The organism is Lentilactobacillus hilgardii DSM 20176 = ATCC 8290 (assembly GCF_000159315.1).
Classification (GTDB): Bacteria; Bacillota; Bacilli; order Lactobacillales; family Lactobacillaceae; genus Lentilactobacillus; species Lentilactobacillus hilgardii.
Genome location: NZ_GG669992.1, coordinates 447902 through 471149, shown reverse-complemented (window position 1 = coordinate 471149; position 23248 = coordinate 447902). Strand labels below are relative to the sequence as shown.

At 40.3% G+C, this 23248-nt stretch carries 23 protein-coding genes; 12 read left to right on the top strand and 11 right to left on the bottom strand.

The window, feature by feature from the left end; all coding sequences use genetic code 11:
* The first annotated feature begins 137 nt into the window (after window positions 1-137).
* Window positions 138-611, top strand: coding sequence for a glutathione peroxidase (locus HMPREF0519_RS02190; RefSeq protein ID WP_003557042.1), 474 nt, complete (start codon window positions 138-140; stop codon window positions 609-611).
* Window positions 612-759: 148 nt separating this feature from the next.
* Window positions 760-1875, top strand: coding sequence for a hypothetical protein (locus tag HMPREF0519_RS02185; RefSeq protein ID WP_003634256.1), 1116 nt, complete (start codon window positions 760-762; stop codon window positions 1873-1875).
* Window positions 1876-1943: 68 nt separating this feature from the next.
* On the opposite strand, the gene HMPREF0519_RS02180 is transcribed toward HMPREF0519_RS02185, so the two are convergent.
* The 5 genes from HMPREF0519_RS02180 to HMPREF0519_RS02160 all read right to left on the bottom strand — a co-directional run bounded on the left by HMPREF0519_RS02180 (window position 1944) and on the right by HMPREF0519_RS02160 (window position 7932).
* Entirely contained in the window at window positions 1944-3791 is a 1848-nt protein-coding gene (locus tag HMPREF0519_RS02180; RefSeq protein WP_003634255.1) for an ABC transporter ATP-binding protein, read from the bottom strand.
* A gap of 177 nt (window positions 3792-3968) precedes the next feature.
* Window positions 3969-5009: a lipoate--protein ligase gene (gene lplA / locus HMPREF0519_RS02175; protein ID WP_003634253.1), complete on the bottom strand. Its 1041-nt coding sequence runs from the start codon at window positions 5007-5009 to the stop codon at window positions 3969-3971.
* Between the two features lie 82 nt (window positions 5010-5091).
* Window positions 5092-5598, bottom strand: coding sequence for a pyridoxamine 5'-phosphate oxidase family protein (locus tag HMPREF0519_RS02170; RefSeq protein WP_003634250.1), 507 nt, complete (start codon window positions 5596-5598; stop codon window positions 5092-5094).
* A gap of 108 nt (window positions 5599-5706) precedes the next feature.
* On the bottom strand, window positions 5707-6699 hold the full coding sequence (locus HMPREF0519_RS02165) for a D-2-hydroxyacid dehydrogenase (protein ID WP_003557033.1): 993 nt from the start codon (window positions 6697-6699) through the stop codon (window positions 5707-5709).
* Window positions 6700-6759: 60 nt separating this feature from the next.
* Window positions 6760-7932, bottom strand: coding sequence for an aminotransferase class I/II-fold pyridoxal phosphate-dependent enzyme (locus HMPREF0519_RS02160; RefSeq protein WP_040472622.1), 1173 nt, complete (start codon window positions 7930-7932; stop codon window positions 6760-6762).
* Between the two features lie 400 nt (window positions 7933-8332).
* Between HMPREF0519_RS02160 and HMPREF0519_RS02155 the strand changes: the two genes are divergently transcribed.
* The 3 genes from HMPREF0519_RS02155 to HMPREF0519_RS02145 are packed head-to-tail and all read left to right on the top strand — an operon-like array spanning window position 8333 to window position 10929.
* A complete protein-coding gene (locus tag HMPREF0519_RS02155; protein WP_404803322.1) occupies window positions 8333-9070 on the top strand; it encodes an ABC transporter ATP-binding protein in 738 nt (245 codons plus the stop codon).
* Window positions 9057-10268, top strand: a complete 1212-nt coding sequence (locus HMPREF0519_RS02150) for an ABC transporter permease (protein ID WP_003634245.1) — start codon at window positions 9057-9059, stop codon at window positions 10266-10268. The genes HMPREF0519_RS02155 and HMPREF0519_RS02150 overlap by 14 nt, the downstream gene beginning before the upstream one ends.
* A gap of 16 nt (window positions 10269-10284) precedes the next feature.
* Window positions 10285-10929 (top strand): TetR/AcrR family transcriptional regulator, encoded by a 645-nt coding sequence (locus HMPREF0519_RS02145; protein WP_003634243.1) that lies wholly within the window; start codon window positions 10285-10287, stop codon window positions 10927-10929.
* Between the two features lie 57 nt (window positions 10930-10986).
* On the opposite strand, the gene HMPREF0519_RS02140 is transcribed toward HMPREF0519_RS02145, so the two are convergent.
* Both HMPREF0519_RS02140 and HMPREF0519_RS02135 read right to left on the bottom strand, forming a co-directional pair.
* Window positions 10987-11382, bottom strand: a complete 396-nt coding sequence (locus tag HMPREF0519_RS02140) for a RidA family protein (protein WP_003634241.1) — start codon at window positions 11380-11382, stop codon at window positions 10987-10989.
* Window positions 11383-11488: 106 nt separating this feature from the next.
* On the bottom strand, window positions 11489-12199 hold the full coding sequence (locus HMPREF0519_RS02135) for a demethylmenaquinone methyltransferase (protein ID WP_003551482.1): 711 nt from the start codon (window positions 12197-12199) through the stop codon (window positions 11489-11491).
* Window positions 12200-12304: 105 nt separating this feature from the next.
* Here HMPREF0519_RS02135 and HMPREF0519_RS02130 point away from each other — a divergent pair, with 105 nt between their 5' ends.
* Window positions 12305-13216 (top strand): 1,4-dihydroxy-2-naphthoate polyprenyltransferase, encoded by a 912-nt coding sequence (locus tag HMPREF0519_RS02130; RefSeq protein WP_003551481.1) that lies wholly within the window; start codon window positions 12305-12307, stop codon window positions 13214-13216.
* A 107-nt stretch (window positions 13217-13323) separates the two neighbouring features.
* Here the strand turns inward: HMPREF0519_RS02130 and HMPREF0519_RS02125 are convergent, their stop codons facing one another.
* Window positions 13324-14979: a peptide ABC transporter substrate-binding protein gene (locus HMPREF0519_RS02125; RefSeq protein ID WP_003634239.1), complete on the bottom strand. Its 1656-nt coding sequence runs from the start codon at window positions 14977-14979 to the stop codon at window positions 13324-13326.
* 355 nt (window positions 14980-15334) lie between these two features.
* Window positions 15335-15964, bottom strand: coding sequence for a histidine phosphatase family protein (locus HMPREF0519_RS02120; RefSeq protein WP_003634236.1), 630 nt, complete (start codon window positions 15962-15964; stop codon window positions 15335-15337).
* 409 nt (window positions 15965-16373) lie between these two features.
* Here HMPREF0519_RS02120 and serC point away from each other — a divergent pair, with 409 nt between their 5' ends.
* From serC to HMPREF0519_RS02090, 6 genes are all read left to right on the top strand, one after another.
* Entirely contained in the window at window positions 16374-17450 is a 1077-nt protein-coding gene (serC, locus tag HMPREF0519_RS02115) for a 3-phosphoserine/phosphohydroxythreonine transaminase (RefSeq protein WP_003634234.1), read from the top strand.
* Window positions 17451-17462: 12 nt separating this feature from the next.
* Window positions 17463-18629 carry a phosphoglycerate dehydrogenase gene (locus tag HMPREF0519_RS02110; protein WP_003557015.1) on the top strand — a complete coding sequence of 389 codons (1167 nt, stop codon included), beginning with the start codon at window positions 17463-17465 and terminating at the stop codon, window positions 18627-18629.
* Window positions 18630-18810: 181 nt separating this feature from the next.
* The gene (locus HMPREF0519_RS02105) at window positions 18811-19248 is read left to right on the top strand and encodes a LytTR family DNA-binding domain-containing protein (protein WP_003551470.1); all 438 of its coding nucleotides are present in this window, start codon (window positions 18811-18813) and stop codon (window positions 19246-19248) included.
* On the top strand, window positions 19245-19694 hold the full coding sequence (locus HMPREF0519_RS02100; RefSeq protein ID WP_003557011.1) for a DUF3021 domain-containing protein: 450 nt from the start codon (window positions 19245-19247) through the stop codon (window positions 19692-19694). Before HMPREF0519_RS02105 ends, HMPREF0519_RS02100 begins: the two co-directional genes overlap by 4 nt.
* Window positions 19695-19867: 173 nt before the next feature.
* Window positions 19868-20182, top strand: a complete 315-nt coding sequence (locus HMPREF0519_RS02095; protein WP_003551466.1) for a DMT family transporter — start codon at window positions 19868-19870, stop codon at window positions 20180-20182.
* 80 nt (window positions 20183-20262) lie between these two features.
* A complete protein-coding gene (locus tag HMPREF0519_RS02090; RefSeq protein ID WP_003634230.1) occupies window positions 20263-20814 on the top strand; it encodes an NUDIX hydrolase in 552 nt (183 codons plus the stop codon).
* A 141-nt stretch (window positions 20815-20955) separates the two neighbouring features.
* On the opposite strand, the gene pyrC is transcribed toward HMPREF0519_RS02090, so the two are convergent.
* Window positions 20956-22227 (bottom strand): dihydroorotase, encoded by a 1272-nt coding sequence (pyrC, locus tag HMPREF0519_RS02085; RefSeq protein WP_003634228.1) that lies wholly within the window; start codon window positions 22225-22227, stop codon window positions 20956-20958.
* 67 nt (window positions 22228-22294) lie between these two features.
* On the bottom strand, window positions 22295-23242 hold the full coding sequence (locus HMPREF0519_RS02080) for an aspartate carbamoyltransferase catalytic subunit (RefSeq protein WP_003557003.1): 948 nt from the start codon (window positions 23240-23242) through the stop codon (window positions 22295-22297).
* Window positions 23243-23248: the final 6 nt, after the last annotated feature.

Genomic DNA, 23248 nt, shown 5'->3' with positions numbered 1-23248 from the left:
CCTAAAATAGTGTGTACAGCAAAGCGGTTAGCACCCGGAATATAAGGCGTTCATTTCTCAAAGCCGTTTCTTGTTTGCCATTAATTAATAGCGTACAATTTATATAACATCAAATTAGCCATAAGGAGTGATGAGTTTTGGCAACAATTTATGATTTTTCTGAAACGGAAATGAGCGGGAAACCACTTAATTTAAAAGATTACCAAGGAAAAGTACTGCTCATTGTTAATACAGCTAGCAAGTGTGGCCTTGCACCACAATTAGAAGGCTTGGAAGATTTGTATAAAAAATATCAAGAACAGGGCTTAGTTGTTTTGGGCCTGCCGTCAAATCAATTCCATCAGGAACTTGAAAGCGACGAAAAAACCGAAGAATATTGTCAACTGCATTACGGTGTTACTTTTCCAATGACTAAACGAGTCGCTGTAAATGGCGATGATGAAGATCCACTATTCACCTATTTGAAAGAAACATCCGGTCACGGTAAGATCAAGTGGAATTACACAAAATTCTTAATTGGCCGTGATGGAAAACTCATTCATCGTTACGCACCGATTACAAAACCAGAAGCAATTGAGGTAGAACTTTCAAAAGCAATAAACCAACAATAATCATCATTGGTATGACGACCAACCGCCGAAAGACATGGGTTGGTCGTTTTTTTGCGATATCCATCATATAAAATTTACTTTCCAATAAAGATATACTACTATAAAATAGTTCACTTATTTTTATTAATGCCTGAGGGGGCATGTCTCTATGAAATTGTTAAAATGTTTTTTCTTTGTTTTGGGGTTATCTGTTTTCTTTGCATGTCGGCCAACAACCATAAACGCAAAATTTGTTGTCTATCATCAACGCTCTTCCGGTTTGATTTATCATCGCCATCACATGCGTTACCTGAATAATTCGAGGGTACATTATATCCATGTTCCAAAACACTATCATCATGTAGCGGCCGCAACCAAGCGTCACACTATTAAATCCGTTAAAGGAAGGCCCGTTACCTTCACAACTCGATATGTATTGCCATTTCCGGGTAAAGGCGGCCAGCATTGGGGAAATCCACAATCAATCGCCATGACGGGTAAAAAATATATGTATGTTGTTTATTGCCCCACGTCATTACATAATAAAGGGAGAATTGTTCGCTTTAATACTCAGGAATTAGACTCGCTCGGCATCCGATTACATCCAAATGAATTGCGGGACGCCTATGTTAAAAAGGATGGTCACTACTCATTTATTCAAAAACAGATTCATAAAACGATTAAGATCGGCCCACTATTTACTACCGGGCATGGTCAATCACTCGCTTATAATTGGAAAAACCATGGTATGTATATGTGGCGTGATAAAGAAAAAGCGCCACGAGTTCCTGTCAACAATTGGGGGTATATTCAACACATCAATGTAAAAAGGCTGCGTCCAGATCATGCCATTCGCTTTCGTTTAAGAAACCGTGGGCTGAGCGTGCCGGGTGGGCATAACCTAACCTTCGATAAAAACGGTAACGCTTATTTTTGGTCATTTCCCGGCTGGTGTGCCTATATTTTTAAAGGGAAAATTCATCACAAATCCGTCAAGTTCAAACTAACCAAACAGAAGTTGCGCCATTTGCCCGGAACCCGAATTCAAAGTATGGCTTACAATTCAACCCGAAAGCGGTTACTAATGATATCGGATGCCTCGATCGCAAGTTTCCCTAAAAACAAGTTAAAGGGACTCGGACATTTAACCAATCATAGTTTTCAATGGAATGAATTTAACCCTAAACGTGAATTTGAAGGAATTGCTTATGATGGTAAGGATGGCATTGCAAACCTGCTTTTGAACCACGTTCCCGAAGTGTTGACTTCCAACCATTCATATTAATATTGACCAACCAAAAAGGGAGATCAGACAATTATTTTTGTCATGATCCCCCACTTTTTTTGTTTACACTATTCAAATTGTGCTTCGTATAATTGTTTGTAGTAACCATCTTGAGCCATTAAACTCGTATGATTTCCGCGTTCTACAATTTCACCATCATCAACGACCAAAATTTGATCAGCATTATGAATCGTCGATAACCGATGAGCGATAACCAGTGACGTTCGCTGTTCCATCAGATTTTCCAATGCATGTTGGATTGTTTTTTCAGATTCATTGTCTAAAGAAGCGGTTGCTTCATCAAGCACGACAATTTGGGCATCCTTTAATAAGGCTCGGGCAATGGCAATCCGTTGCTTTTGACCACCGGAAAGTTTAATTCCCCGTTCACCAACCTGGGTTTTCATTTGGTCCGGCAGCCCTTTAATAAAGGCATCGATATCCGCCAATTTGGCAACTTCCCATAATTGATCCTGCGTAGCACCGGGCGTTCCGTATTTAATATTATCTGCAATCGTACCATCAATAATAAAAATGTCTTGAGATACAATCGCAATATTTTGCCGTAACGACCGTAACTTGATATCCTTAATCGAAACCCCATCAAAGGTGATCTGACCATTGTCAATGTCATACAAGCGATCCAAAAGTTCGGTGATCGTCGATTTTCCGGCTCCAGAATGGCCCACTAACGCTGTCTGTTCGCCAAATGGAATATCAAAACTGACATCTCGAATCGCCGGCTTATGGGACGTTTCGGGATCATCTACATCATAAGTGAATGTGACATGGTCAAATACCACGCCCGTTTTAATTTTTGGAAAATCTACTGCACTTGGCGCATCCAAAATTTGCGGCTTTAACGCCATAATATCCATAATCCGCCCATAAGAAACTAATGATTGTTGGAATTGATTAAGTAATCTTGAAAACGAACTGATCGGACTTTGTAAAATACCAACATAGCTCAGATAAGCCACCAGTTCACCAAGTGTTAACTGCTTTTTGAAAACAAAAATTGTTCCCAGCAATAATACAATGGCAGTTCCCAAGTATTCAATAAAATTAATCAACGGCGAAAAAATTGCTTGGTTACGGGTCGCTTCAATAATATTGTCCTTGTTCATATTGGCTAACTTATCAAAACGATTGGTTTCCAGATCTTCGGTTGTGTAGCTTTTAATTAATTGAATCTCAGTCAGCGTATTCTGTAATTGGTTAGTCATCAAAGCTTGAGATTGACGGGCTTTACGGTAAGATTCCCTAATCCGGGTTCGAAAAATTCTGACAACCAGGAAAATAAACGGAAATGTTAAGCTGACTGCCAAAGCCATTTCCCAATTCACAAAATACACGAAAACCAATACCCCGACAAACGTAAACAAACTACCAATTAAAGAAAGCATATTTGGCGAAATCAGATTTTGCAGGTTATTAATATCTGACGTTAACTGCACCATCAGGTCACCAGTTTTACTGGATTCAAAGAAGTGAGTATCCAACCGTATCAGGTAACGATACAACTGATTTCTTAAATTAGTGATAGCGCCCTGACTCATTACGCCCATCCAATAGGTTGAAAGATACGTAAAGATCCCGGAAATAGTAACTGTTAACAGTAGTAACCCCACAACGACAATCAATTGGGAAACACTCTTGTTTGGAATCACATGGTCGATAATGTACTGGTTAAACTGTGGTAGCAGGAAATCCATTAAAGAGAGGATCGTCAATACAACGACGTTCAATACCAACACCCATGGTCGTTTTAGGACGGTTCCGAAAACAAATTTAAACATCCCGGCCATCGTAACATTACTTTGGTTCTCATCTTCCGTTGCTTTATTTGCTGCTTTGTTTTGGGTTTGAGTTTGCTGCATCATCCCATGCCCCCTATTCAAATGAAACATTTTCATGTATTTAGGTACCTAACTTTATGAATTATATCGAGTTTATTTGATCATTTCAATCATTTAGTTTGAGTACCACTTTTAATCATGCAATTTAGTATGACACGTTTAAATATCAAAACCAAAGAAAAGAACTCGCAGACAGTCAGCCTGCGGGCTCTTTTGTAAATGAAATTATTGAATTTATTTTGTACGTGTTTTTTCCATTAATAAATCAGCCAAATTATCGGCTTGGATATCGCCTAAATTTGCTTTTAAATCAACGGAATCAAGTGCCCTTACCAATGCCTTTTGAGTTAATTCGGTTCTCGCCAAAGCTTTTTCAATCAGGCTAATATCGCCCCCGGTAATAAAATCTCCATAAATTTTAATAGCAGAGATTCGATTGTCCTGCGAAAGGGAAAAATTAAAACTAACTGTGCCAATATCATAATGCTTGGAAACATAGTAATCAAACCCCGGATTTTGGCCATAATTCCATTCATCTGTATCGTATTTGCCCTTTAAGCGGTCGTCGATAATTGACCAATCATGATCATTTAAATGATAAGTATCAATATCATCAAGGGAATTCGCCTTGAATAGGTGTCGTAAAAGTACCTCTTTGAAAGCCTCGATATCCATTTTTTGATACTGTGAATCCAAATAAGGCTTCACATTTGTCACCCGACTATGAACTGACTTTACCCCTTTTGATGCTAGTTTGTCTTTCTCAGGCGTTAACACCTTGGTGGCAACGTCCATATCCAAATCAAACATCAGTGTTCCGCCAGCCGCATACGATTGACCGACTTTAAACATCGTCATACCGGAAAATTTACTGTTACCGATGACCATATCATTACGGCCACGCAACTGAGCATCTTTGGCCCCCATATCATGTAGTGCATCGATAATCGGTTGTGCAAAATAGTTAAAATCGCCAAAATGAGTGTCATCATTAATGACAATGTTTTCAAAAATAATATTGCCGTAGTCATGATAAACGGCACCACCGCCGGATGTCCGCCGAACAAGTTTAATGCCCTTTTCTTTTAAATACGGCATATTCACCTCGGCATAGGCGTTTTGGTTAACGCCAACAATAACTGCCGGCTGATTAACATACATGATTAACCCGTGTCCGGGAAGCTTCAGGTCGTTCACCAAATAATTATCAAGTGATTGATTCACAATTGGATCATAAACCGGTTGACCATGACGTGATGTATCAATAAAGAACATAATTTCATCCCCAAATCATAAAAATAGTTGTTACCGCTGCCATCATCATAAATCGCGTACCCGGTTTATACAATCAGCAATCCTAATTCTGAACATACTTTTGACTATCCCCAGGATTTGCCTTAGCGGTAAATTGATTGACCGTAATTTGGATAATGCCAACATGTTCAACTGCAGCATCAGGCAGGTTAGACCATTCATGACCAACCTCATGTAACGCAATCCGTTGCAGGGCATAACGCTTCTGATCCAAGTCATCAACCAGCTTAGCATCCCCATAACCCATGACACTTCTATATTTAAAGCTTGGCGTATCGTGATCGGGATCCTTTGGATTTAACACTTGACCATCTGTGTCAATCGCAAATCCGACACGACCGTCCTCAGCAATCAGATCACGTTTATGTCCAACAGGCGCACCATGGATATACAATGTCAATTGATTATTAGTATCAAACTCATACCCATAATTGGTTGGAACAACGTATGGATAACAATCCGTTCTAATTCCTAAATGAATGACCTCGGCATCTGCCAAAATTGATTTAATTTGACTAATATCTGTTAGTTCACGATCAGTTCTTCGCATAAAATCACGCTCCTATCAACCTATTAAACTTTAGTATACCGCTCATCTTCTGAAAAGAAGATAAAAAAAGTCGCTTCACCTTAACAACAGTGAAACGATATTAATCTTCTAATTAACCTGATGTAATGACGTCTTGCCTTGAAGAATTGTCTCTACATCATTCAACGTAATCTCAACCATGTTTTGAACAGCAACTTCCGTATAAAAACCAATGTGAGGACTCACATTAACATTTGGCATTGCCAATAATTTCTCCAAATTATCATTATGAATCGGTTTTCCGGTTAAATCATGGTTCACAATTGGCGTTTCACCTTCAAACGTGTCAATCGCGGCAGCGGCAATCTCTTTGTTATCCAGTGCATCCACTAAGTCCTCTGTCTTAACAACCGGTCCCCGTGATGCGTTAATAAAGATAGCCGTAGACTTCATTTCCTTAAAGACTTTTGCATTAATCATGTGGTGGGTCTCATCAGTTAACGGTGTATGCATTGTGACAATATCCGCTGTTTTATAAACCGTTTCATGATCAACATATGTCAACGTATCGTTTAAATCCGGACGATGGATTGGATCGGCCGCAATCACTGTAGCTCCCAATGCTCTAAATATTCTGGCCACAGCGCTGCCAATTTTTCCAGCACCAATGATGCCAACCGTTAAGGTATGAATTTCTTTAGCTTCGGTATTCGTCCATCTGAAATCTCCATGTTGTTCACGTTCGCGAACTTCCCCAAGGTGGCGCAACAAATACATCACATCCGCAAGGACCAGCTCACTGACCGAACGAGGTGAATATCCCGGCACATTTGTCACTGCCAAACCATTCTTTGTTGCTTCGGCTAAATCAATGATTTCATAACCGGTACTGCGAAGTGACAATTGCTTAATGCCAAATTCCCGCAGCTTTTGATAAACAATAGGATCCGGAATCGAAGCATGCTGTAAAATAACAACCCCATCGTATCCCTTAGCTAAATCTACCGTGTCGGCGTTTAAAGGAACCGTATTGGTATCAATGTGATAATCGGGATGTTGCTTCACCCATTCATTAATTGGTCCCTGTTCATCCGGTCGAACTGTGTACATTAAGATCTTCATCGTATTAAATTGCCTCGATTTCTTTTTGATATGATAGTAATTTGTCGTCTAAAACGATACCTAAACCTTCTGCTCGGCAAATTTTTGAATGCGTTCAATCGCCTTCTTCAAATCTGCTTCACTGGCAGCGTAACTGATTCGAACATAGCCCTCACCACCAGGTCCAAATGAAGCACCCGGAATGACAGCAACCTTGGCTTCATCAGCTAATTGATTACAAAATTCAACACTATTCTGATTCAAACTATCTGGGATCTTTGCAAAGATATAAAAAGCACCATTAGGATTAGGACACGAGAAACCGGCCCTTGAAAGCCCATCAATCAGTAAATCACGACGTTTTATATACGCTGATCTCATCGGAGCGGCGTCATCCATACCATTTTTGAAAGCTTCTTCGGCGGCTGCCTGAGCATTGGTAGTGGCGGATGTAATGGTAAATTCGCTTACTTTACCAATTTCGTTAATCACATCCGCTGGTCCGCAGATCATACCAATCCGCCATCCGGTCATCGCGTGAGACTTCGAAACACCATTCATAACAAGTGTCTGCTCCGGTAAAATTGATCCCATTGATACATGGGTACCATCATAGGTTAATTCACTGTAAATTTCATCACTAAGCACAAAAATATCGTATTTGGAAATCACATCAGCAAGTTTTTGAAGGTCTCCTTTATGATAGGTGACACCTGTTGGATTGGTTGGATAATTCAAAATAACCGCTTTAACGGTATCCTTATTTTCTTCAATCGCCTGTTGCAGCTTTTCCGGTGACAAAATGAACCCATTATCAGAAGTATCAACGAAAATCGGTGTTGCACCACCCAACATTGCGATTGGGATATAGAGTGGGAAAATCGGTGTCGGAATAATCACTGTATCTCCCGGATTCAGCATCGCCGTCAGGGCCGAATAAATTGCTCCGGTTGCACCTGCAGTTATTAAAATTTGTGTTTCGGGATCATACTCTACTCCATATTTTTTATCTAAGTAATGAGTCGCCGCTTTCCGCAATCCAAGGGTACCTCGGGAATTTGTGTAATGACTCTCATTGTCATTAATTGCCTCAATTGCAGCTTGTTTTACATGTTCAGGCGTATCAAAGTCCGGTTCGCCCAATGTCAATTTCACAATATCGGGAATTTTGGAAATTTTTTGGTTGAATGTCAAAATTGAGGATGGCGTCAATGCCGCTACCCGCTTATTCATCCTGCTTGATAATTTACTCATTTTTACTTCCTCCAAAAAAATAGGTCCTCCCAGCCACTATTGACTGAAAGGACCCACCTTAATTGGTTTTATCCCGCACAGTCAATCACTTGATCTGTGCGGCCTTTAAATTTCCATCACGAAAATCTCTTGGCTTATCACAGATCAGATCTGGAAAAACCAAAAGTAATAACGACAAGTATTCAACTGAGTTTTGCTTGTTCTTTTCATCATTAAAAACTCCTTAGAATAACTTACGCATTTATCATAACCGTTTTAATTCGTGAAAGCAAGTCCAAGTTGATGACTACACAAGCTGGGAACTAACGGAATAATCACAACAAACTAACATCACACTTGCATATTTTAATAAAATCACTATACTAATGAGTGAGGACTTACTCATTAAAAAGGAGAGGTGATTTCGATGGCAACGACCATTCAAGTTTCAAATTTAAAACAAGGTTACGGTAAAACCATTGTTCTAGAAGATATCAATTTAACTGTTCATAATGGTGAAATTCTTGGACTGATCGGCCCCAGTGGAGCCGGAAAAACAACGCTAGTCAGCACAATTATGGGGATGTTGAGACCGCAGGAAGGAACGGTCACCGTCTTGGGTCAGAAGATGCCGAACAGAAAACTATTGGCCAAAATTGGTTATATGGCTCAAACCGATGCACTATATAGTGCCCTAACAGCCCGAGAAAACCTTAAATTTTTCGGTGCCATGCAGGGATTAGGTTCAGCCGATCTCAAAAAACAAATTCCATATGCCGCTGGAATCGTTAACTTGAATCCGGATCTTGATAAATATGTAAAGGACTATTCCGGTGGCATGAAACGACGATTATCGTTAGCAATTGCATTGGTTTCAAATCCAGACCTCTTAATTCTCGATGAACCAACCGTTGGTATTGACCCGGAATTACGTCAGCAAATTTGGGCCGAGCTTCACAATATTGCCAAAGAAGGTAAAACGATCCTATTAACTACCCATGTGATGGAGGATGCCGAGCAATCGGATCAACTAATGATGATTCGAAACGGCATCGCGATTGCCCAGGGAACCCCGGATCAGCTGATTAAAGATTATCAGGTAAAAACAGTAGAAGACGTCTTTTTAAAAGCAGGGAGGCAGCAAGATGCGCACAGTTAAAATGGTTAAACGGGTATTAACCGAGATGCTTCGTGATAAACGAACACTGGCATTAATGTTTTTGGCACCACTATTGATTTTGACATTAATGTACTTTCTTTTCCAATCCAACACTGACCAAACAGCATCCCTGGGTATTCGCAACGTTGATACAACATTAGTCAAGGCAATTAAAAATGATCACGTTCATTTTCATGACGTATCATCTAAAGAAAGTGCTAAAACGATTATTCGTGATCACGATTACGCGGGGCTGATTTCACAAAAAGGTGATCAAATCACTTTAACCCTGCAAAATAGTGATCAAAGTAAAAGTGCCATTTTAAAACAGAGCCTTCAAAAAGCGCAAATCAAATTAAAGATGGAAGCTGCCGCAACAGCTATTAAGGGTCAACAAAAGGCAATTAAAGCACAACAAAGGGCCCTTTCTCAAATGCAAAAGTCTTTGGCTGCAGCATCCAAAGCAGCGGCTTCAGAAAATCCCTCGGCAGCCAGACGACAAGTAAAGACACAGACACCATTAACAACTGCAAGCAAGCCTAAATCAGCGACAACTTATTCTGTCAATACCCATTACCTTTATGGCAGCAGTGACTCCACCTTTTTTGACACACTCTTACCAATCATGATCGGTTTCGTTGTGTTCTTCTTTGTTTTCCTGATTTCGGGAATCGCATTATTGCGGGAAAGGACGACAGGAACACTCAACCGACTATTGGCAACCCCTATTAAACGCGGTGAAATCATTAGTGGTTATTTAGCCGGTTATGGTATCTTTGCACTTATCCAAACGTTATTAATTGTCGGATTCACCATCCTGGCTTTCAAAATTCAAATTTTAGGGAGCGTTTGGAATATCCTTTTAATCAATATCCTATTGGCATTTGTGGCATTGGCAATGGGCTTGTTTATTTCAACATTTGCTTCCTCTGAATTTCAAATGGTTCAATTCATTCCGGTTGTTGTTATCCCTCAAATTTTCTTTTCAGGGATTATCCCGATTGATCAAATGGCCAACTGGCTTCAGCCCATTGCACGGATTATGCCGCTTTATTACGGGGCAAGTGCAATGAGCAATGTCATTGAAAAGGGGGTCACTTTTATAGATATTCTACCTAAATTAGGAATTTTAGTTGGATTTGCCGCACTCTTTTTGATCCTGAATATTTTTTCAATGCGTCGTTACCGTCAAGTTTAAAGGAGGATTATCCATTATGGTTCATAATGATATTCAGACATTATTCGCCGAAAGTTTAAATGAACTCAAACTGACCGAAAAACAAAAAGCCGTTCTTAACGCAAGCCTTAAACTTTTTTCGGAAAAGGGGTTCGATCGCACCAGCACTAGTGATATTGCACAACTGGCAGGTGTCTCCGAGGGAACCGTGTACAAACAGTTTAAAACTAAAGAAGGGATTCTCACCGCAATAATTGGTCCTTTTATTCAGCAGGTGATGCCAAAAGCCGCCACAGAATTCACAAATGAAGTAACTCATACGTCATACCCGAGTTTTGGAGAATTTCTCCATGCAATTATCAAGGATCGAATGGTCTTTGCGCTTAATAGTATGCCGCAATTAAGGATTATCCTTCATGAAGTCATTACCAATCAAGCGATTGCCACAGGTTTCAGTCATCTATTTGAAAACCTCATTGTGGGACCGTTGGGTCAGACACTTAAACATTATCAAGAAGAAAAACAACTGGTCGATTGGCCTCTTGACCGCATTATCCGCTATGTGGCAACAACAGTGATGGGGTACGTACTTCCAGCCGCTTTATTACATGGTTCGGTTGATATTGAGCACGCGAGTCGGGAAGCCACCGAGTTTCTTTTAAAAGGACTAAAGCCAGCGTGACAAAAAAATCACCATTTCTGTTAATCAACAGAGATGATGATTTTTTATTGTAGCTAGTTAACTTTTTGAGGCAATCGCTTCAATTTCAACCTGGGCGCCAAGCGGTAAACCGGCAATGCCGACTGCTGAACGTGCCGGTAGTACCTTGGCGTTACCAAAGAACTGATCATAGATCTTATTAATCTCACTAAAATCGGCTACGTTGGCCATAAAGACCGTTACTTTTACAACGTCGTCAAGCTTAAAACCAGCTGCTTTCACAACCTCTTGAAGATTATGTAATGCCTGGGTTGTTTGATCCACAACGTTGGCACTAACTAATTTCCCGGTTGCCGGATCCAATCCAATCTGTCCCGAACAATATAGTGTATTTCCCGCCTGTACCGCTTGTGAATATGGCCCAACTGCATTAGGCGCATTCTTTGTTGCAACTTCTTTTGCCATTTTTATCATCTTCTCTTTCGCATTAACATTTCCCGTTACACAATAAGTGTGAAAGGTTGTGCAAATTATATCACAAGAGAAGAAAACTTAATATTAGGGATTTTAACTAAGTTGCCTATGCGCGTCCCAAATGTAAGGCGGCCGCACCCATTGTAAACGTTCGATAAGTGACGTTATGCATGCCCGCATCCTCAAACATCTTAGCCAATTTTTCCGCTGAAACAAACTGCTTGGTGGTTCGCTGGAGATAATGATATTCACGATACTTGTTGACCGCAAACTTTGCCATAACGGGAACCGTCTTGAAATAGGCGTTCCACCCCATCTTTATGGCCGGATTAGTGGGCTGGGAAGTCTCCAAGCATGCAATTTTGCCGTTAGTTCGCACAACCCGCACCATTTCACGTAACACCTGGTCAGCATCGGGAACATTACGCAAACCAAAACCAATTGTTGCCACGTCAAATTTACGATCATCAAAAGGAAGATGCATGGCATCTCCTTCAACCAAAGTCACCCGGTCTTGAACACCGGCTGCCTTTATTTTTTCACTGGCAATTTTTAACATTTCTTTGCTAAAATCAAGTCCAATGACTTGTCCAGACGGCCCAACCGCCTTAGCTAATGAGATAGTCCAATCACCGGTTCCACAACACACATCAATTGCAAAATTACCGGGTTGAACATCTAACCGCTGCATCGCAATTTCCCGCCAACGTTTATGGTTACCAAGGCTAATCAACGAGTTCATTTTGTCATAATTTGGTGCAATTCTATTAAAAAGCGATTCAACTTTAGGTTCGGGCGTCTTATTTGTTTGTGTCATTTTTTGTTTCCTCACTTACTGGTTGTTTGTTATATAATCTGTATATGGCGTTTTAATTTCTAACGTTTAACTTGTCTCAAATTAATTACATTATGGAGGTTCTAAATGAGTTTAGCAAATTTCTTAGAATTAGTTGAATTCAAGGCTAAATCTGCGAGTGTTTTCCCATTCATTGTGGGACTATTTTTCAGTTGGTATTTTTTAAATTCAGTTAATGCGGTTGATGCCACTTTGTTTTTTATTGCCATGTTCCTATTCAATATGTTTGTCGACATCTGGGATAATTATAGTGATTATCGACACTCGGATCAGGAGATTTATAAAATCGGGACTAATATTATCGGGCGAGAACATCTCTCAATTCACCTTATCCAAACCATGATGGCAACAATGTTTGGCATTGCGGCCTTTCTTGGCATTTATCTAACTATTCAAGTCGGTTTGCCTTTACTTTGGATGGGAATCTTCTGCTTTTTAATCGGATTGCTTTACGCAGGCGGCCCAATTCCTATTTCCAGCACACCGTTTGGCGAACTGGCATCCGGCTTCACAATGGGTGTCATGATTACATTAATCTCAGTTTACATAAATTCCTACCAGATTTTCCAGTGGAATGGTCAATTATTATTGGAAATTTTACTTGCGGCGTCTCCGGAATTTGTTTGGATTGCAAATATCATGTTTGCCAATAACATTTGTGATGCACACGAAGATGAAATGAACAAGCGCCATACTATCGTTCATTATTTGGGGGTTAAAAATTCGGTAGCCATTTGGAATCTGCTGAATGTTTTAGCAATCGTCCTAGTATTTGCCGCAATATATGTTGGCGTCTATCCACCGGCTCTGATTGCCATTATCATCCCGTTACCATTCATCATTAAACAGATGATTTTATTCACGCATAAACAGGTTAAACGCGAAACGTTTGTCTGCTCCGTTAAAATTTTAATTAATGGTTCACTGGGCTTGTGCTTAGGATTCTTGATGTATTGGATTTATACGATGGTCCATTAAAATCAAAAATTTTAGAGTGTAAAATAAAAACACCTTCAATATGGTCAGCCTATTACGTCTTAGCGACTGTATTGAAAGGTGTTTTCTATCATGGTAAATTGTAAAGATTATTTCTTATAAGCGTATTTATAACTCCACTGTGTTCCGGCAGTATTATGAATGACATCCTTTAGGCTTGATCTTTGTAAATAGGAAGTCACTTGTTGATACAGAGGAGTCATACCCTGATCACTATTAAAGAGTCGAATGGCTTGGACCAGGTCCTGCCAACGTTTGTCTGCATTATTTGCATCCTGGTTTTGAGCACGTTTAATCAATGCATCATATTTAGCATTCGAATATTTTCCGTAATTATAAGACGTATTCGTCTGCGGAATTTGAAGGAACGTAATTGGATCATTAAAGTCGCCACCCCAACCAGACAGATAAATATCGAAGTCACCTTTTAAAGCGTTCTGTTGGGCATTTTGACTTGGGATATTTCGAATTTGAAGGTCAAATCCAGGGAGTACTTTCGCGTATTGAGCTTTTAGATACTGCGTAATGGCACTGGTTGCCGGATCATCCGAACTATCATTGGCCCCCATAATAGAAACCGTCAATTTCTTTTGACCAATTTGCTTTAACCCTTTTTCCCAATATTGTTTAGCTAATTTCGTATTATAATCAACAGTTCCTTTAACGTATTGTTGTTTGGCGAAGTCTTCGCCCGTTTTTGGATCGTTGGCTAGTCCGGAAGCCACAAATCCCTTAGGCGTATTCGAACCATTTCCCATAACCTTCTTTGTCAAAACAGAACGGTCGATTGCCAACGACATTGCAAGACGAATATTCTTGTTGTTAAAGGCCTCTCGCTTGATCCGGTTACTATCCTTGAAATTGTATTGCAAATAGCCGACAAATGAGTATGGATACTGCTTGAACTGTGAGCTGTTTTGGTAATTTTTAATCTGTTGATTGGAAAGTGGCGTCAGATCAAGCTTTCCTTGTTGGTACAGCTCCAAACCGGTTGTCGGACTGCCAACTACCGTGTAATTAATTTTTTGAAGTTTGACAACCCTTTTATCCCAATATTGATTATTCTTCACGAATTGCCACTTGTTACCGGTTCCGTTCCAATTTTGAATTTTAAAGGGTCCAGAATAAACCATGTACTGTGATTTGGTCCCATACTTCTTACCATACTTGTCAACAACCTTTTGGTTTTGAGGGCCAAAAAGTGGATAGGACATTAAGACTTTAAAATAGGCAATCGGTTTGTTTAATTTAATAACAACTGTTTTACTATCAGGTGCCGAAATACCAACTGAATTTGGTGACTTTTTACCGGTATTAACGGCATCCGCATTTTTGATGCCGCTGAATAGGTAAGCATAAGTCGATTTGGTCTTGGGATTTAAAGTTCGTCGCCACGAGTAAACAAAATCCTGCGCAGTAATTTTATCACCGTTACTCCATTTGGCATTCCGTAACGTAAATGTCCAAGTCTTGCCATCTTTTGAAACATGACTGCTCTTAGCCAGCCCAGCGGTAGGCTTTCCCTTCCTACCCAATCGATAAAAGCTTTCAAATACGTTTCCCGTTTGACCATAACCGGATGACTTTGAAATATCGATTGTATCCAGCGGTGCCGTTGTACTCAAATTCAACGTTTGGTTCTTTGTCGATGAAGATTGTTTTGTTGATGATTTTCCACATGCTGCAAGCGTCAGCATTAACGCACCTGCAACGACCAATAATAATGCTGATTTAAATTGACGCATATTTTTCCCTCCAATAAATTAAAATCTTCTCTAAAAGTTTGCATCTGACATTCGGCACTCAAACAACCGCCACCTTATTTTAATATTCGAAGTAAACAAAAAGTGCCCCGGTTTCAGCATTAACACTGAAATCGAGACACTCTTGGTAGTCATTATGCAGCCCTCCCCAATCGTAACATGGGGTTAATTTAATCTGCTAAATGAATTTTTACCAAAGAAGCCACCATCAGCGCTAATCTGAGCTGGACACATTGAGCAACACATTCGTTTAGCAGCTGATAATTGCAAGATGACTTCCTCCTTCGTTACTTAGTGCCATTAATATAGCCGAATTATGAGCACTTGTCAAACTATATTAAAATTTAGAATTAACCACCCTGTTGTAATAGCGAAGATAGTACGTTCCGGTCTCAGACGCCAGCGTCACTTTTGTTACGCTGAGATTATCCGGTTCTTCAACAACCATCGGATTCTTTGGTCGACCCAAAGCAGCAAGAACGGCTGCTTTGATTGTAAAACCGTGCGTCACAACGACGATCCTTTGATTTGAGTATTGTTTTACCATGTCGGACATAAATTGATCAACCCGGTCAATCACATGGTCAAAGGTCTCACCATGAGCAATTGATGCATATGATGGTAATACATCGTCCAGAACATGATCAAAGACATCAGGATATTTATCTTCCAACTCGGCATTCTTTGAGCCGTCCCACTCACCATATGAAATTTCGAGAAGTCGTTTGTCATAGGTTATCGGTAAGTGTGCGCTCTGATTTAAAATTTTCACCGTGTCTTTTGTCCGCTGCAGTGGGCTTGCAGCAATTCTATCTGCAAACGAAATGTCAAATTGTTCGTGCACCGTTTGTGCTTGTTTCTTTCCGGTTTCCGTTAAATATGTCATATCATTATTTATAGTTCCCTGCTTTAAGCCGGCAACATTTGCCGACGTCTGGCCGTGACGCACAAAATAAAAGTCAGTCATTTAAGATTCCTCCGCATTGTTTTGGAATATTATCGCATATTTGATCAAAAATACAAAGTGACTTTCATTTGCAAATCCCGAATAATAATCCTGAATAAGCAAATTTTATTTACTTATTACCAAAAATTAGGTTGCATTTCTCTCACCGTTCTGTTAGATTTTAATTAGAAAGAGATGGAGGTCTTACCAATGAATGTTATCTTAGGTAGTTTCAAACAAGTTACATCATCCTCCTGGTTTACAGTGACATCTGTGTAGGCCATCTTTTGATATGAATTAACTAGCAAAAGGCCTCACATAGATGAACTTCAACATCACTGTGAGGCCATAAAAAAAGCATTACCAGCCCTCACAGTATTGTTCAAGCTAACTGTGAGGGCTATATTTTTTTGAAAGGGAGTTTTCGCACATGACGGTATATAATTTTGCAGCAGGTCCGGCAACGCTTCCAGACCCGGTCATCAAACAAATTCAGGAGGAATTGCCTTCACTTCAAGGTTCCGGAATGAGTATTCTCGAAATTTCTCACCGTTCCCAAATGTTCGACAATATCATTAATACCGCAAAGCAGGATATTAAAGACCTGATGCATGTTCCTGATAATTATCATATTTTATTCTTCCAAGGTGGCGGTACCGGTCAGTTTGCAGCTGTCCCGATGAACCTGGCTACCACCCATAAAAAAATTGCCCTCTTAGATAGTGGCCACTGGGCAACCAGAGCCGGTGATGAAGCAGCTAATCTCGGTGTAGACGTTGATGTCCTTGATTCTACAAAAGATAAGCATTATCAGGAATTACCGCACATGCCACACGCTATTTCAAGCAGTGACTACGATTACCTTCATATCACAACTAACAATACCATTGAAGGAACTGCTTACCATACACTTCCGGAACATGGCGATGTCACATTGGTCGGAGATTTATCATCAAACTTTATGGCTGAAGAATATAGCGTCACCGATTTTGGGTTAATCTTCGGTGGCGTCCAAAAAAATTTGGGTCCCGCCGGTGTAACGGTTGTTATCGTTCGTGACGACTTGGTGAAGCATGTTGATCATATTCCAAGTATTTTAAATTATGAACTATTCATCAAGAAGAACTCAATGTTTAATACCCCCCCTGTATTTGCCATCTATGCCACCGGATTAGTTCTTAAATGGTTAAAGCAGCAAGGCGGTATTGCCGGCATTGAAGCACTTAACCAAAAAAAGTCGTCTCTTCTTTATGACTTTCTGGACAACTCAAAATTATTCCATAATAATATCAAAAAATCTGATCGTTCCTTAACAAATATCCCATTTAAAACCGATGATCCTGATTTGGATAAACAAGTTATTTCTGCAGCCGATCAGGCAGGGCTGAAGAACTTAAAGGGTCATAGGAGTGTTGGCGGCTTGAGGGCCAGCCTATACAACGCCATGCCCCTGGAAGGTGTTCAAGCCTTAGTCGACTTCTTACACAATTTTGAAAAACAACATTAGGAGGAATTTAGAATGTATCAAATAAAAACATATAATGCAATTGCTCAAGCAGGATTAGATCAATTTAACGATCAATACCAAATAAATAAGACTAATGACGCAGATGCGTACCTGATACGATCGGTTAATTTACATGATGAATCTTTTCCAAAGAGTCTTAAAATTATTGCCCGTGCAGGTGCCGGCTTTAACAACATTCCTTTAGATAGAGCAACGAAGGATGGTATCGCCGTTTTTAACACCCCGGGCAGTAACGCCAACGCTGTTAAGGAACTGATTATCTCACTACTGGTTGCCAGCTCCAGAAACCTTTTTGATGCCGCTGCCTACTCTGCTCATAACAGTGGTGCAGATATTTCGTTACGGACTGAGCACGACAAGACTAAATTTAAAGGGTCCGAACTAACAGGTAAAACATTAGCTGTCGTTGGTGTTGGTCATGTTGGCTCATTGGTCGCCAACGCAGCCAGTGCTTTGGGCATGAACGTCATTGGCTATGACCCCTACTTATCTTCAGATGCTGCATGGCATATTTCTACCACTATTACCCGTGCACGAACTTTGGATGAGGCGTTAAAGGATGCAGACTATGTAACGGTTCACGTACCAAAGAATGAAGAAACAACTGGCCTAATCGGTAAAGAACAATTAGCCGTTATGAAAGATGGCGTTCACCTCTTCAACTACTCCCGAGGCGGAATTGTTAATAATCAGGCAGCCGTTGAGGCGCTAGATGCACACCATCTACAAACATATATGACTGATTTTGGTGAAGATATTTTATTAAACCGGGATGACGTTGTTGTCACACCTCACATTGGCGGCTCCACCGATGAAGCCGAAGTTAATGGTGCCACACAGGGCGCCCACACGATCATGACTTACTTGGAAACCGGGAACATTCAAAACTCCGTTAACCTGCCAAATCTTCAGGTGCCATTTCAAGCACCATACCGAATTACCCTCATCCATAAGAATATCCCCAACATGGTTGGCCAAATTGCTACTGCATTAGCAAATGCCGGCATCAACATCGAAAGCATGAGTAACGCCGCTAGAAAAGATGTTGCCTACACAATGATCGACCTTGATAACCTAAAGAACGAGGAAGATAATAAATTAATTGATACATTGAGTAAAATTGATGCCGTATTTAGAGTTCGCGTTTTAAAGCACTAATTCTTACAGGGAGAATCGAAGCCAAGATGAGTCACACTCGTCTTGGCTTTTTTCTACTCCATCCTTAATTTTATTTTGAAGAATAGAATGACCGATGATCATCCAATCACGACCACTTATCTTAAAAATATTTCCAAAAATAGCCATGACCACTACTATCAATATCAGGAGGTGAGCAAATGTGGAAGTTGAAATGAAAATTATTAATGATTTAAAACCAAATACTGTTTTACTAGGGTTTAAAAAACGAAATGAACAAATCAATCAAATTATTGCCTATATTGAAAATCATGATCAAACAGTGATTGGTAAAGAAAATGGGAAAAATCGTCTGCTTCATTTATCCGACTGCTTTTCGTTCTTTACCAGCCAGAAAAGCGTTTATGTTAACAACGTGTCATTATCCCAACCTATCAAAATTAATGATAGGCTATACACGCTCCAAGAAAAGCTTCCCAAGCAATTTATTCGAATCTCAAATACCGAAATCATTAACTTGAATTATGTTCAGGAGTTCGAAATCTCAAAGAGCGGTATTATTTTAATTCATTTCAGAAATCATTATCAAACCAGTTCGTCCAGACGTTATTTAAAAGCCATTAAGGAGCGTATATTATGAAAAAAGTAATTAATCAAATAATGATTGGCATCGTTGTCGGTACTTTCGTCGGCATGATATTATCCCTGATATTCTCAGCATTAAACGGTGCAACTCAGTATTATCCTTCTTCACCTGCTTTTGTTTCACATTTTAACGGTTCACTGACCGCAACGGCTGTATCGGTTGTGATTTGGTCATTAATTGGCACAATTTTCTCTTTAAGCTCAATGATTTTTTCCAATACTGATTGGAGCATTGCCAAGATGACCATTATCCATCTACTAATAACATATTTTGGCTTCCTGCCGCTGGCCATCTTAAGCGGTTGGTTTCCCCTCAGCTCCCCCCAAATCGTCAGTTTCACCATTATTTTTCTAGTCGTCTACTTTATTATTTACACAACAATGAGACGAATTGCTAAAAGGGAAGTAGAAGCCATTAACGACCAACTTAGAAAACAGTAACTCACTCATGATATCACTAACTAATTGGCAAGTAATCCCAGATGTGATATTCTATATAGTAATTAAACACGACTGCCACCGGGTAGCAACTTTTCAGGTACGCTTTCCAATTCCATTAGGTCTAAGAAGGAATTGAGGAGGGGTACTTTTTTTGACCACAAGGAGGACTTTTTATGAATTGGGTAACATTAATTATTGCTGGCTTATTTGAGGTTGTTTGGGCGATTTCAATGAAATTCAGCCACGGATTTACTAAATTGGATTGGACACTCGTCACAATTGTTGGCATGGTTATTAGTTTCTTATTACTGGCACACGCCACCAAGTCTTTGCCAATTGGGATCGCTTATCCGGTTTGGACTGGTATAGGCGCTGTTGGAACAGTCATCGCAGGCATTATTCTGTTTGGGGACAAGCTCTCTATGCTGACGTGGATGTTCGTCATCCTACTACTTATCAGTATTCTGGGTATTAAGATGACAAGCTGATCAATAGTCGCTTTCGGTATCATTATTTCTTACCCACAATTATGATATGATCAATATAGTTAGTACTTGGAGGTAGAAAAATGTTTGAAACATGGCATCGTCCTGGAAAAATTCTCAAGAAAAAGACCGTTTATTCCGGTCGGGTTTTCTCAGTTGATCAGTTGCATATTCAAACCCCTGATGGGCTAGAGGTTGAACGTGATCTCATTAAAACAGCCCCTACTATTACGATCTTGGCCATGACCGAAGATGAAGAAATTTTGATGACAAGCGAATATCGTGCTGGTGTTAACAGTGATTCCGTATCGGTACCGGCTGGCATTGTTAACCCTGGTGAAACCAGTGAACAGGCTGCCAAACGTGAACTGCAGGAAGAAACCGGCTACGTAGCTGAATCCGTTGCCAAGATGACACGAATTACGTCATCAGAGGGCTTCATGGATCAATTTGCAGATCTCATGCTCATTAAATTTGATCCAACAAAACGCGTTCAAAAACATTTTGATGCGGATGAATTTGTAAATAGTCACTTAGTTCCTTTAAAATGGGTTCTGAACTGGATTAAGGACGGAAAAGTCAATACTGCGCAGGCAGTATCCGCAGTCAGTTATTACATGCTGTTTCTAAAATGAAAGGTTCTGTAGTGTGAACCGAGACTTTTAAACTCTCGGTTTGCACTACAGAACCTTTTTTGTTTTTTTAGACATTTAATTGTTTGATGCTTAACTAATGAGGCTTTCTTAAAACCCGTTTTTAAGTAAACCCAACTATCATTATTTCTTATAAACAACTGTTCCATCTACCAGCGTCATAACCGTATCACCAAACACTGTAGCGCCGGTGAACGGTGAGTTCTTCCCTTTTGAAAGATACTCACTTTCCTTAATAACATGTGGTTCGTCCAAATCAAATACCGCAATATCTGCCGGCTTTCCAATTTCAAGATTACCAGTTGCCTTCATTTTAAATACCGATGCCGGCTTCTTTGCCATCCAATTAATCAGTTGCTCAAGCGTAAAGCGGCCAGTCTTAACAAACGCTGTATAAAGCGTGCTGAAAGCTGTTTCACTACCGGTAATGCCGAAGGCTGCAGTTGCAATCGATTTGTCCTTATCCGCCTTGGTATGGGGTGCATGATCCGTGGCAATCATATCAATCGTGCCGTCAAGCAAGCCTTCGATTAAAGCCTGTCGATCATCTTCACCGCGCAATGGTGGATTCATTTTATAGTATGAATTGTCTTCTTTAATATCCTCATCCGATAATAATAAATGATGTGGCGTTACTTCGGCAGTCACATTAATACCGGCCCTTTTTGCTTCTCTAATCAAGGCAACCGTGTGCTTTGAGGATGCATGACAGATGTGATAATGAACACCCGTTGCCTGTGCCAACACAACGTCCCTGGCAGCTTGCGCCGTTTCACTCACCCAAGGCATTGCTTTAACATGCAATCGTTTAGCAGCACCATCGTTCAAAACGCCACCATAACTCAACTTATCATCTTGAACGTGTTCAACAATGGCCATATCCAATTCAGCCGCCTGTTGCATGGCTTCATACATCGTACTGCTTTTTTGAATACCATTTCCATCGTTACTAAATGCAAATGCGCCATCTTGCTTGAGAGCAGAGAAATCAACCAATTCATCGTCTTCACGATTAGTCGTAATCGCCGCATATTGTTTAATATGAACGACCCCGTCTTTTCGATTTAACGCCATGATATCTTCAAGATGTTTGGGACTATCCGGTGCCGGTGTCAGGTTAGGCATTGCACAAACTGTGGTAAAACCACCATGTGCCGCTGCTTGACTTCCGGTCTTGATAGTTTCCTTGTCTTCCTGCCCTGGTTGCCGATAATGAACATGGACATCAACTAAGCCCGCGCTCACAAAGTGATTTTTAGCATCAATAACTTCATTAACATCATCAATCTTGATATCAGGTTCAATTGCTTTAATTAATCCATCTTCAATTAGGATATCCCGCTGAACAAGTTTGCTGCCGTCAAGAACCCGGCCATTTGCAATTACACGTTTCATTTTATGTCAAAATCCCTTCGCTTATGAGGTTATGTTAATTTACTTCATTAATATAGGAAGTCGTTTTTTAGTATTCGCTTTTTACAAGTCCGCGATAACGGAGCATGCTGGTCATAATGGCCATTCGGACGAAGACACCGTTTTCCATCTGACGGAAGATACGGGATTTATCACATTCAACCAACTCATCAGCAATTTCTACGCCTCGGTTAACAGGAGCCGGATGCATGATAATTGAATGTTCCGGCATTCTTTGTTCACGTGCATGAGTTAAACCATAAACCTTATGATAACGTTCTGCAGAGAAACTGCCGTTTTTGTCCGCGGCAATTCGTTCGTGTTGAACTCGGAGAAACATCATAACATCCATTCGTGATACCAAGTCATCGATAGGCATCCATTCACCATACTTCTGGAAGTCTTCTGTATACCATTCCTTAGGACCGCCGAAGAAAACGTGGGCCCCTAATTTTGTCAAAACCTCCATATTTGAACGAGCAACGCGGGAATGAGTCAAGTCACCAACGATAGCAACGTTTAATCCTTCAAAATGACCAAACTCTTCATAAATTGTCATCATATCAAGTAATGATTGTGATGGATGTTGTCCCGAACCATCGCCACCATTGGCAATTCCCAAATGAACGTTGGGATCTTCAATCAAGTCCTTGTAATATTCATTCTTTTTGTCACGAATAGCTACAACGTCAGCACCAATTGCTTGGAAAGTCTTAACTGTGTCGCCCATCGATTCACCTTTCTTAAGTGAACTGTTTGATGGGTCGAAGTTCAAAACCTGAAGGCCAAGCTTGCGTTCTGCCATTTCGAAGCTGGTATGGGTCCGTGTGCTGCTTTCAAAAAACAGGTTTGCGGCATATACCGGCCGGGCCAATTCAACTTGCTTGCCTTGCTTAAATTCAATGGCCTCATGAATAAATGACATCACGTCTTCAGCTGAAAGGTCTTCCATACTAACAACATTTTCAAAACTTACGGGTTTAGTGATTTGCATCATAGTGAA

Excerpts from the sequence above, each read along its gene's own strand:
- HMPREF0519_RS02185 (WP_003634256.1), top strand. The coding sequence starts at position 760 with ATGAAATTGTTAAAATGTTTTTTCTTTGTTTTGGGGTTATCTGTTTTC.
- HMPREF0519_RS02180 (WP_003634255.1), bottom strand. The coding sequence starts at position 3,791 with ATGAAAATGTTTCATTTGAATAGGGGGCATGGGATGATGCAGCAAACT.
- lplA (WP_003634253.1), bottom strand. The coding sequence starts at position 5,009 with ATGTTCTTTATTGATACATCACGTCATGGTCAACCGGTTTATGATCCA.
- HMPREF0519_RS02170 (WP_003634250.1), bottom strand. The coding sequence starts at position 5,598 with ATGCGAAGAACTGATCGTGAACTAACAGATATTAGTCAAATTAAATCA.
- HMPREF0519_RS02165 (WP_003557033.1), bottom strand. The coding sequence starts at position 6,699 with ATGAAGATCTTAATGTACACAGTTCGACCGGATGAACAGGGACCAATT.
- HMPREF0519_RS02160 (WP_040472622.1), bottom strand. The coding sequence starts at position 7,932 with ATGAGTAAATTATCAAGCAGGATGAATAAGCGGGTAGCGGCATTGACG.
- HMPREF0519_RS02150 (WP_003634245.1), top strand. The coding sequence starts at position 9,057 with ATGCGCACAGTTAAAATGGTTAAACGGGTATTAACCGAGATGCTTCGT.
- HMPREF0519_RS02145 (WP_003634243.1), top strand. The coding sequence starts at position 10,285 with ATGGTTCATAATGATATTCAGACATTATTCGCCGAAAGTTTAAATGAA.
- HMPREF0519_RS02140 (WP_003634241.1), bottom strand. The coding sequence starts at position 11,382 with ATGATAAAAATGGCAAAAGAAGTTGCAACAAAGAATGCGCCTAATGCA.
- HMPREF0519_RS02135 (WP_003551482.1), bottom strand. The coding sequence starts at position 12,199 with ATGACACAAACAAATAAGACGCCCGAACCTAAAGTTGAATCGCTTTTT.
- HMPREF0519_RS02130 (WP_003551481.1), top strand. The coding sequence starts at position 12,305 with ATGAGTTTAGCAAATTTCTTAGAATTAGTTGAATTCAAGGCTAAATCT.
- HMPREF0519_RS02125 (WP_003634239.1), bottom strand. The coding sequence starts at position 14,979 with ATGCGTCAATTTAAATCAGCATTATTATTGGTCGTTGCAGGTGCGTTA.
- HMPREF0519_RS02120 (WP_003634236.1), bottom strand. The coding sequence starts at position 15,964 with ATGACTGACTTTTATTTTGTGCGTCACGGCCAGACGTCGGCAAATGTT.
- serC (WP_003634234.1), top strand. The coding sequence starts at position 16,374 with ATGACGGTATATAATTTTGCAGCAGGTCCGGCAACGCTTCCAGACCCG.
- HMPREF0519_RS02110 (WP_003557015.1), top strand. The coding sequence starts at position 17,463 with ATGTATCAAATAAAAACATATAATGCAATTGCTCAAGCAGGATTAGAT.
- HMPREF0519_RS02100 (WP_003557011.1), top strand. The coding sequence starts at position 19,245 with ATGAAAAAAGTAATTAATCAAATAATGATTGGCATCGTTGTCGGTACT.
- HMPREF0519_RS02095 (WP_003551466.1), top strand. The coding sequence starts at position 19,868 with ATGAATTGGGTAACATTAATTATTGCTGGCTTATTTGAGGTTGTTTGG.
- HMPREF0519_RS02090 (WP_003634230.1), top strand. The coding sequence starts at position 20,263 with ATGTTTGAAACATGGCATCGTCCTGGAAAAATTCTCAAGAAAAAGACC.
- pyrC (WP_003634228.1), bottom strand. The coding sequence starts at position 22,227 with ATGAAACGTGTAATTGCAAATGGCCGGGTTCTTGACGGCAGCAAACTT.
- HMPREF0519_RS02080 (WP_003557003.1), bottom strand. The coding sequence starts at position 23,242 with ATGATGCAAATCACTAAACCCGTAAGTTTTGAAAATGTTGTTAGTATG.